This is a genomic window from Micromonospora sp. M51, from assembly GCF_018070305.1.
Taxonomy (GTDB): Bacteria; Actinomycetota; Actinomycetes; order Mycobacteriales; family Micromonosporaceae; genus Micromonospora; species Micromonospora parva.
On record NZ_JAGPXZ010001100.1, the window covers coordinates 1 to 1435 of the forward strand.

The following is a 1435-nucleotide window of genomic DNA, read 5'->3' on the forward strand; positions in this document are numbered from 1 at the left end:
ACGCCGGCGTGCTCGTAGCCCCAGACGGCGTTGAGCAGTTGCAGCCGGGTGAACACCCGACGCGGGTGCGCGACCAGGTGCAGCAGCAGGTCGAACTCCAGCCGGGTCAACGGCAGCGGCTCGTCGTCGCGCAGCACCGAGCGCGACGACGCGAGGATGTGCAGGGCGGGAATGGTCGGGCTCATCGGGCGGGCCGCCGACCGGGCGGCGGGCGCCTGGTCGGGGCGGCGTTCGGCCGGGACCGAACCGATGATCACGCCTTCGCCCCGTTCCAGCATCTCCCGAGCGGCCTCGAGCAGCCGCCGTGCCGCCGGGGTCAGCGACTCCTCACAGGCCAGCGGGATGGACAGCGTCACGGTGAGCACGGGCGCGGCGGTGTTCGCCGGGCGACGCTGCCCGCCGGGAGGTCGACCGGGCACCGCGGGCTGGGACGTATGCCATCCGGCGCGCGACGAGGCGGGGCTGACCGACATGGTCCTCCTTGGGCTGGTCCGGGTATCTCCCCACGGCCCGGGACGCCGCTTCATCGATGCTTCCCGGCGCCTGGGCGAGGGTCAAGAGGCGGCTGCGTTGCATGAATGTGACAATTGACGAACACATCGGAGCCAGATGCTCGCTCTGCGTACGAGGCCTGATGATTACAGCAGAGTCGCCGAGATGCCCCGATACGGGGGTCCCCGACCGGTTCACCAGGCCGGTCACGTGCCGCCGGACCAGCGCTCAGCCGCTGTGGTCCACGCTGATCGCCGCCGCGTCGGCCAGCCGGTAACCGACCCCGTAGACCGTGGTGATCACCTCCGAGCCGGCCAGCTTGGCGCGCAGCCGACGGACGTGCACGTCCACAGTCCGGGCCACCGCGTGCTCGTAGCCCCAGACGCTGGAGAGCAGTTGCAGGCGCGTGAAGACCCGGCGCGGCCGCTCGGCCAGGAACAGCAGCAGCTCGTACTCGATGCGCGTCAGCGCGATGACGTGGTCGCCCCGGCGGACCGTCCGCGACCCGGCCAGGATGCGGACATGGTCCTCGTCGGCGGACGGCTCGGCGGCGTCGGGAGGCGGGACCGGGTGCGGCCCCGGCGTGGCGTCCCGCACGGCACGCAGTTGACCCTCCCCCGACTCGGCCAGCTCACCGAGCAGCTGCACCAGCCGGGCCAACCGCGGGCTCAGCGGCCCCGGGGCGAGGTCGAGGGTGATGGTCAGGGTCGGGCCGGTGCGCGGGCGGGCCGGGCGTACCCCAGGGTGGCGGCGGGTGGGGATGGCGACGACGGACATGGTGCCTCCTGAGTGGCGGTGGGCCGCCACGCCGGGTGTGGCGTGACGGTCAGCGGCGCGTCCGGCCGGCGTTGACCGGGGACGCGTGGGGTGCGCGGTGGTGCAGGGGGGTCGGGCCGAGGGCGGGCAGGCCGGCGATCCGCCAGGCCGCGAACCCACCGACCAC

Annotated in this window: 2 protein-coding genes; both read right to left on the reverse strand. The window is 73.7% G+C overall.

The window, feature by feature from the left end:
• On the reverse strand, nt 1-473 hold a 473-nt coding region (locus tag KBX53_RS32785), incomplete at its 3' end, for a winged helix-turn-helix domain-containing protein (RefSeq protein WP_210863739.1).
• Between the two features lie 247 nt (nt 474-720).
• Nucleotides 721-1269: a winged helix-turn-helix domain-containing protein gene (locus tag KBX53_RS32790; protein ID WP_210863740.1), complete on the reverse strand. Its 549-nt coding sequence runs from the start codon at nt 1267-1269 to the stop codon at nt 721-723.
• Nucleotides 1270-1435: the final 166 nt, after the last annotated feature.

Excerpts from the sequence above, each read along its gene's own strand:
- KBX53_RS32790 (WP_210863740.1), bottom strand. The coding sequence starts at position 1,269 with ATGTCCGTCGTCGCCATCCCCACCCGCCGCCACCCTGGGGTACGCCCG.